General features: G+C 60.8%; 7 protein-coding genes. 4 read left to right on the top strand and 3 right to left on the bottom strand.

Annotated elements, in window-relative coordinates; all coding sequences use genetic code 11:
* Positions 1–146 precede the first annotated feature (146 nt).
* The 4 genes from LJ738_RS12530 (at position 147) to LJ738_RS12515 (ending at position 5,409) form a co-directional block, all read left to right on the top strand.
* Complete coding sequence (locus tag LJ738_RS12530) at positions 147–1,013, top strand: M28 family peptidase (RefSeq protein WP_227786645.1); 867 nt, start codon at positions 147–149, stop codon at positions 1,011–1,013.
* A 154-nt stretch (positions 1,014–1,167) separates the two neighbouring features.
* Entirely contained in the window at positions 1,168–2,073 is a 906-nt protein-coding gene (locus LJ738_RS12525) for a LysR family transcriptional regulator (protein ID WP_068188332.1), read from the top strand.
* 63 nt (positions 2,074–2,136) lie between these two features.
* Complete coding sequence (locus LJ738_RS12520) at positions 2,137–3,339, top strand: threonine synthase (RefSeq protein ID WP_227786644.1); 1,203 nt, start codon at positions 2,137–2,139, stop codon at positions 3,337–3,339.
* Between the two features lie 168 nt (positions 3,340–3,507).
* Entirely contained in the window at positions 3,508–5,409 is a 1,902-nt protein-coding gene (locus LJ738_RS12515; protein ID WP_227786643.1) for a polysaccharide deacetylase family protein, read from the top strand.
* Between the two features lie 94 nt (positions 5,410–5,503).
* Here the strand turns inward: LJ738_RS12515 and LJ738_RS12510 are convergent, their stop codons facing one another.
* The 3 genes from LJ738_RS12510 to LJ738_RS12500 all read right to left on the bottom strand — a co-directional run bounded on the left by LJ738_RS12510 (position 5,504) and on the right by LJ738_RS12500 (position 7,674).
* Positions 5,504–5,779 carry a DUF167 domain-containing protein gene (locus LJ738_RS12510; RefSeq protein ID WP_227786642.1) on the bottom strand — a complete coding sequence of 92 codons (276 nt, stop codon included), beginning with the start codon at positions 5,777–5,779 and terminating at the stop codon, positions 5,504–5,506.
* A 5-nt stretch (positions 5,780–5,784) separates the two neighbouring features.
* On the bottom strand, positions 5,785–6,549 hold the full coding sequence (locus tag LJ738_RS12505; RefSeq protein WP_227786641.1) for an endonuclease III domain-containing protein: 765 nt from the start codon (positions 6,547–6,549) through the stop codon (positions 5,785–5,787).
* 147 nt (positions 6,550–6,696) lie between these two features.
* Positions 6,697–7,674, bottom strand: coding sequence for a hypothetical protein (locus LJ738_RS12500; RefSeq protein ID WP_227786647.1), 978 nt, complete (start codon positions 7,672–7,674; stop codon positions 6,697–6,699).
* Positions 7,675–7,912: the final 238 nt, after the last annotated feature.

Genomic DNA, 7,912 nt, shown 5'->3' with positions numbered 1-7,912 from the left:
CGAAACTTGGTTGCTGATTGCCAACTCAACCATGTGCCTCAATAGGTTACACCCCAACTAATTCCCCAACACGCTCTAAGCTCAACTAACCCACCGCTTGCTTTCGCTACCGTATAGTTTTGCGAGTCCATCCCGCCCCGCCCGCTATGCCCGCCGACCAAAGCCGCCTCCATGCCGACGTTGCCTTTCTCACCAACCTGCACCCGGCCCGCAATTGCCACAACCTGCAGTCCTTGAACAAGGCGGCCGATTACATCAAGGGCTGCTTTGAAAAGCTCCAGACCACCGTTTCGGAGCAGGCCTTCCTGGCCGATGGCCGGCGCTACCGCAACATCATTGCCTCCTTTGGCCCGCCCGAGGCCGAGCGCCTCATTGTGGGCGCGCACTACGACGTGTGCGGCGACCAGCCCGGCGCCGACGACAACGCCAGTGCCGTGGCCGGCCTGCTCGAAACCGCCCGCCTGCTCCACCTAAGCCGGGCGCCGCTCCGGCACCGCATCGATTTTGTGGCTTACCCCAACGAGGAGCCGCCCTACTTCGCCACCGAGCACATGGGCAGCGCCGTGCACGCCCGCGCCCTGCACGCCGCCAAAGCCAAGGTGCGCGGCATGTTGTGCTACGAAATGATAGGCTACTTCAGCGACGAGCCCAACTCGCAAAGCTTCCCCAACGAGGCCCTGGCCCAACTGTACCCCAGCACCGGCAACTTCATCGTCGTCGTGGGCAAAACCGGCCAGGAGGCTTTCACGCAGCAGGTGCAGGCCCTGATGCAGCCCCATGCTGGCAGCCTCGACGTGCAGCGCATCAACCTGCCCGAAGCCCTGGGCGGCCTGGCCGGGCTATCCGACCATCGCAACTACTGGGCCCAAGGCTACAACGCCGTGATGATTAACGACACGTCTTTCCTGCGCAACCCGCACTATCACCAGAAATCGGATACCATCGAAACGCTCGATTTCCCGCGCATGGCTCAGGTGGTAGATGGCGCATTCGGAGCCCTTCTGGGGTTGTAGAGGGGAAGTAACGGCAGGTATAAAGCACGTCATGCTGAGCGCAGCCGAAGCATCTCGCTCGGGGTAGTAATTTCATTGATTGAGTTACTTGCGTTGGCGAGATGCTTCGGCTCCGCCCAGCATGTTGTGCTGTTTATTCATAACCCTGATTCTCTTGCTGTCCCACCCGCACGAAGTATTTCTGGAAGTAGCCCAACGGCTCAGTTTCACCAAAGCCAGCCAGGCTTTGTTCATCAGCCAGTCGGCCGTAAGCAAGCAGGTGAAGGCCTTGGAGGAGCACTACAAAACCGGCCTGTTTGAGCGCATGGGCAGCAGCATTCAGCTTACGCCCGCCGGCCTGAAGCTCTACCAAAAACTGCTGCAAGCCAAGCAGCTGCAGCAGGAGCTGCACCAGGAAATGAGCGAGCTGAGCACGGCGTTTGCGCCGGCCATGCACTTGCTGATTGGGGCCAGCACCACCATTTCGCTCTACGTGCTGCCGCCGGTGGTATCGGCCTACCTGCGCCTGCACCCCAACCGCCAACTCAGCCTCAAAAACCGCAACTCCGACAACATCCTGCGCGCCCTGCTCGACCACGAAATTGAGCTGGGCATCATTGAAGGCATCCACAAAGTGAGCAACGTGACCTACACGCCCCTGCTCACCGACGACGTGGTGGCCGTGTGCGCCGCCCACAACCCGCTCGAACACCGCACCCTCGAAGTGCACGACCTGCTCACCACGCCGTTGGCCCTGCGCGAGGACGGCTCTGGCACGCTGGCCGTGTTGGAAGAGGCCCTGGCCCGGCACCGCATCAAGCTGGCGGCCCTGCCGGTGCGCGTGCGCATGGGAGGCACCGAGGCCCTCAAAAATTTCGTGCGGGTGGACAGCTGCCTGGCTTTCTTGCCCCGCCAGGCCGTGACAAAGGAACTGGCCTCCGGCGAATTTTCGGAAGTGAAAATCAATAATTTCCCGCTCAAAAGGGAGTTCAACTTTATCCAGCGTAAGGGCACTGAGAACAACGCGCCCTACAAGGATTTTCTGCTTTTTACCAAGCGCTACTATTCCCAGAAGGCATAGGCTATTCCAAAAACCCATCCCGAAAAGGCATACTGCGGGCAAGCCCTTCCCGTACTTTGCCCTATGAAACTGGTAGCCTCTGAATCCCTCTCGCGCTTAGCCGCACTGCACTGCTCGGCCTGCGGCACCACGCACTCCGCCTTCGACCTGCAACGGGTATCCACTTGCTGCAACTTGCCCCTCGTGGCCGATTATGACCTGCACGAGCCCCTGAGCCGCGACGTAATCGACCAGGCCGATACGTCGATGTGGCGCTACGGCGCTCTGCTGCCCCTGCTGCACGACGAAAACAAAGTGACCTTGGGCGAAGGCATGACCCCCATGCTCAACCTACCGCGTTTGGCCGCGCGCCACGAGCTGTCTTCCCTTCTGCTGAAGGACGAAGGCCAAAATCCCACCGGTTCGTTTAAAGCGCGCGGCCTAAGCATGGCCGTTTCCAAAGCCAAAGAGTTGGGCGTAGACGGCTGCATCATTCCTACGGCCGGCAACGCCGGCGTGGCCATGGCCGCCTACTGCGCCCGCGCCGGCCTCCGGGCCGTGGTGGTGATGCCGCGCCACACCCCGCAGGCCTTCAAAGAGGAGTGCTACTGGTACGGCGCCGAAGTGGAGCTGGTGGACGGGCTCATCAGCGACTGCGGTGCCCGCGTGCGCCAGCGCAACGCCGACGGCGCCCTGCTCGACATCTCGACCCTGAAGGAGCCCTACCGCCTCGAAGGCAAGAAAACCATGGGCTACGAAATTGCCGAGCAGCTCAACTGGCAGCTGCCCGACGTGCTGCTCTACCCCGCCGGCGGCGGCACCGGCCTCATCGGCATCTGGAAAGCTTTCCAGGAAATGAAGGCTCTGGGCTGGCTGGCGCCCGAAACGCGGCTGCCGCGCATGGTGGCCGTGCAAGCCCAAAACTGCTGCCCCCTGCTCGAAACCTACGCCGGCCGCCAGCCCAACTGCCACAGCTACCAGGGCAGCGCCACGCTGGCCAACGGCCTGGCCGTGCCGCACCCGCTGGGCGAAGCCATGATGCTGCGCGTGCTGCAAGAGTCGCGCGGCACCGTGGTGAGCGTGAGCGAGGAAGACATGCTGGCCGGCATGCGCGACCTGGGCCAGCAGGAAGGCCTGTTTGTGGCCCCCGAAGGCGCCGCCGTTTGGATGGCCACCCGCCAGCTGCTGGCCACCGGCTGGCTGCAGCGCGACGAGAAGATTCTGCTGCTGAACACCGGTAGTGGCCAGAAATACATGGAAAACGTGGCTGGTCGCGCCACGCGCTAACGCTACTTGGCGCCACCACGCCTGCTCTGCAGAGCAGAGGCGAAGCATTCCTGCCAGGAGAGTGAATTGAATTCTATCTGGTGAGCGCCCTTCCTTCGCTGCAACGAAGCGGCAGGGATGTTTCGGCTCTGCTTAGCAGGACCTTCCGGCAGGCGATATCTTTGCTGGATGCGCATTCTCCACGTTCTTTCAGCTGAGTTTTTTGCGGGCTCCGTGGCCTATGCCGTGCAGCTGGCCGAAGCCCACCGGGCCCAGGGCCACCAGGTGTGGATGCTCTCCGAATCAAACCAGCTGCCCACCGGAGCCACGCAGGTCGTGGCCCCCATCAGCAACCGCAGCTACGCGCAGCGGCTGCGCAATGCCCGTTTTATCCGGCAGCTCATTCGGCAGGAGAACATTGATGTGGTGCATGCGCATGCCCGCGCCGCCAGCTGGGTGAGCTACTTCGCCCTTCGTGGAATGAAAATCCCACTGGTGAGCACGGTGCACGGCCGCCAGCACCTACATGCCTCCACTTCACTGTTTGATATCTACGGGGATAAGGTCATCGCCATTTGCGGCAATCTGCGCGAGCATTTGGTGACCGAAGTGAAGATGGCCGCGTCCAAAATCGTGGAGATTCCCAACGGGGTCAAATTTGGCGAAACGCCAAATTTGAATGAAGAATTAAGAATGAAGAATGAAGAATTGCCAGCCAATAATTCTTCATTCCTCATTCTTAATTCTTCATTAACAGAGCCGTTGCGGCTCGCCTTCATCGGGCGGTTTAATGGGGGCAAAGGCGAGCGGGCGGCTGCCCTGTTGCAGCAGGTTTTTCCGGAGCTGCTTCGGGAGTTTCCGCAGCTGCGGGTGGCGCTTATCGGCGGTGAGCTGGAGCAGTTGCCGGCCGCTGGAAAAACTGCCTTGGAGCAGCTGCAGGGTGAATTTGGAGAGCGGGTAGAAGTGGTGGGCTTCACGAAGGATGTGCCTGGTTGGCTGGCCCGCACCGCGCTGGTCATCGGGGCCGGGCGGGTGGCCATCGAGGCCCTGGGCGCGGGCCGGTCCGTGCTGGCGCTGGGCGAAGCCAGCTACGAAGGCCTGGTAACCGATGACACTTTTGCCGCGGCGGCCGCTTCAAATTTTGGCGACATTTCGGCGCGGGTAGCTTCCCCGGCGGTTGAGTGGGCTGCCATCCGGGAAGATGCCCGGGCCTTTCTGCGGGCCCCGCAACCAGTAACAGCGGAATTGCAGCAGCGCGTGAGGGTACATTACGACCTGGCCACGGTAGCCACGCGGGTGCTCGAGGTATACCGCGAAGCGCGCATGCGCAAAGCCGCGCCGGATTTTATTCCGGTGCTGATGTACCACAAAATCCCCGATGCGCCGCTCGAAACCAAGCACAAGATTTACGTCACCAAAGAGAATTTTGAAAAGCACCTGGCGTATTTCCAGAAGCAGAAATTAACGCCCATAACCTTTGCCGATTATCTGAAATTTGCCAACGGCGAATTACCGTTAGCTCAATTTCCCGCCCGCCCCATCATCTTAACGTTTGACGACGGCTATACCGATAATTACACCAACCTGCTGCCGCTGATGCAGCAATACGGCTACCGGGGCGTTATGTATTTGCTCGGCGATTTTGAGGTGTGCCACAACCAGTGGGACCTAGCCGCCGACCCCACCGAGCCGCGTTCCGAAATAATGGACCTGGCCCAAAAGCGCGCTTTCGTGGGCGCAGGCTGGGAAATTGGGGCGCACACCATGTCGCACCCCCGCCTCACCACACTGCCACTGTCCGAAGCTGCCCAGGAAATTCGGCGCAGCAAAGCAGAATTAGAGGCTACCCTGCAAACCCAAATTGTGAGCTTCGCTTATCCGTACGGCGACATCAACGACGCTGTGAAAAATGCGGTGCGCGAAGCCGGATTTGCGCTGGGCGTTTCCACCGATACCGGCGGTATGCACATCGAAGACGACCGCATGCAGGTATTTCGGATAAATATGTTTCCGAATGAAAGCCCGAGCAGTTTATTCAAGAAAACCTCGACGTGGTACCGGAAATATTACCGCTGGAAGCGCAAGAAATAATTGCCCAAGGTCTTCTACGACTGGCCCGAAGGTTAGGAGTTGCTGCAGAAGCTGAGGTCCTGAAACGCCGCTACTATTCGCAGGCAAAACAACTTCAGGAAGGCGTCCGAAGCCGAGCCAAGACCGCTTGGCCGGCCGCCTCGTCCACGCCCCCAATACGGACTTTCTTGAATGGCGCGGTGTGCCCGCTCAGCAGCTCCACGCTGCTTTTGCTCACGCCAAACACCTCGGCCAAGTAGGCCAGCAGGCAGGCGTTGGCCTTACCGTCCTGGGCGGGGGCCTTCAGGCGAACGGTCACGGAACCGTCGGCAGCTACTTGCAGCGCCGTGGTTTTAGCCTCAGGTTTGGCGCGCAGGTGTAGGGTAAACATAGGAGTTAGGCCGCCGGAGAACTTGTTGCCGCCAGCCGGGCCTGCCCGAACGGGCATTGGTCCAGTACCACGCAGCGGTGGCAGGCAGGTGCGCTAAAATAGCAGCATTTCTGTCCGTGAAACATGAGCGCCTCGTGGTGGTCGTACACCTGCTGGGCGTCCCAGCCGGGCGGCAGCAGCGCTTCGAGCAGCTTGTGGGCCGGGCCTTCGCCCACCTTCGGGCCAATGAGCCCCAGGCGCTGGGCCACGCGGTGATGGTGGCTATCCACGGGCATGGCCGGAATGCGCAGGGAGCTAAATAGGAGAGTAGCGGCGCTGGTTTTTGGCCCCACGCCGCTGATGCTTTCCAGCCAAGCCCGCGCTTCGGGAATGGGCATTTCGGCGAGAAAATCCAGCGAGCACGGAGCATCGCTACCACACCGCTCGCTGATTTCGCGCAGCACGGCCTGAATGCGCGGGGCCTTCTGCTCGGGCCAGGTGCAGGCCCGAATGGCGTGCTGTACGGCTTCGGTTGGCGCATCGCGCACGGCCTCCCAGGCCGGAAACGTAGCCCGCAGCTCCTGGTAAGCCCGGTGCGAATCGGCGTTTTTGGTGCGGTGCGAGAGCAGGGCACTCACCAGTTCGCTCAGCGGGTCTTTGGTGCTGAAAAAGCGAAATGGCGCCCCGTATTTAGCACACAGCCGCTCGTGCACTAGTAGGGCCTTGGCTTGGCGGGCGGCAAAATCAGTAGCAAGAGCTTCAGGAGTAAGAGACGCGGCAGTAGGCTTCATGCCAGACCTACGCATGCGGCCAGCCCAGGGGTTGCTTTACGCTGCGCTTAATGAAGAATGAGGAATGAAGAATTGGAATTGAGCCATTGTGGCCGAATTTCCTCATTCCTCATTCCTCATTCCTCATTCAGCGAAGCACCGCCAGCGTTATTTCCCGGCGTTGTACAGGGCAATGGCCTGGCGCTGGTTGCTGGCTTGCTTGCTTTGAAGCACAATGGGCACGATGAGCACCGGAATGGCCGCGTACACCATGGGCGAAATAGACCGGCCGTTGTCGGTGGGCTGCAGCGATTGCAGCAGGCCTGCAACCAGCAGGCCGCCGCCTACCAAGTAGCTGCCCACAGTGATTTGCTGGTAGCGCCGCGATTCCATGAGCAGCTGCTGGGCGCCGGCGTTGTCGCTGGTTGCGAGCATCAGGTTGCGGGTACTCAGGCTTTGGATGGGGCCGTTGTCTTTGGAGAAGTATTCGGTTTTGACGGTGCGGTAGCCGTTGTAGGGGTAGCCCATGCCACCCATGCCGTACCCGCCGTATCCATAACCTCCGTAGCCCGGGTAGCCAAACCCGCCGGGGCCGGAGCTGTACTGAGACGTGGTGATAGAATAGAGGCTGATGCGGCCGGTTTTGTCGCGCCGCAGCGTGCTCTCGCGGGACGAGCCCGGCAAGGTGGTGCGCACGTAATGCCCCGTTTCGTCCTCATAAAAGCCAACCTCGTTCAGGTCAAACTTGCGCTGCCCATCCAGCAGCAGGTAAGAGCGCCCAAACAGCGGGGTCTTCGTTTCGACATCGGATGCGTTGTACACCAAGCCGTTTTTCAGGCCTACCTGGAAGCGGGTCGCGCGGGTATTGTTGCCCGGTAGCTGGCCGGGTGGGGTAGGGGAGTACACCGGCGCAGGGGCCGACATGGGGCCGGGTAGGGGCGTGGTTACCGTGGCGCGGCGCGTGGTGTCGGGCGGGGCCACGGGCACTGTATCCAGCTGGCGGGGAGCTGGCGCCGTGCGGGGCCGGGCCGGTGGCGGCATGGTAGGTGGCGCGCCCAGTTGGCGCGGGCCCACGTCCTGGGCCTGGGCTGCACGCCCTCCCAGCAATACCAAGGCCAGCGCCGGAAAAAGGATAGGAATTCTCATATGAAGAACGGAAGGAATATCAGTGGGGCTGAACAAGGTACCAACGCCCAACAAATATGCCAGACCAGCACCACAAAGCTCCCTAGAGCATCAACTTTTTTGCTGAAACGCAAACGAAAGGCAATGCGTGTAAATTCCGTTCTCCCTGCGTGAGGTTCGAATGAACAACCAGGCATGCGGCCCCGGCCCCGATGGCCGTTTTTAGCTATGTCACGCACCTGTAATTTTAGCCCAATTT

Source organism: Hymenobacter plasmatis, from assembly GCF_020711255.1.
GTDB lineage: Bacteria > Bacteroidota > Bacteroidia > Cytophagales > Hymenobacteraceae > Hymenobacter.
Note: the sequence above shows the minus strand (reverse complement) of the source record. Positions and strands in the feature narration are given on the sequence as shown.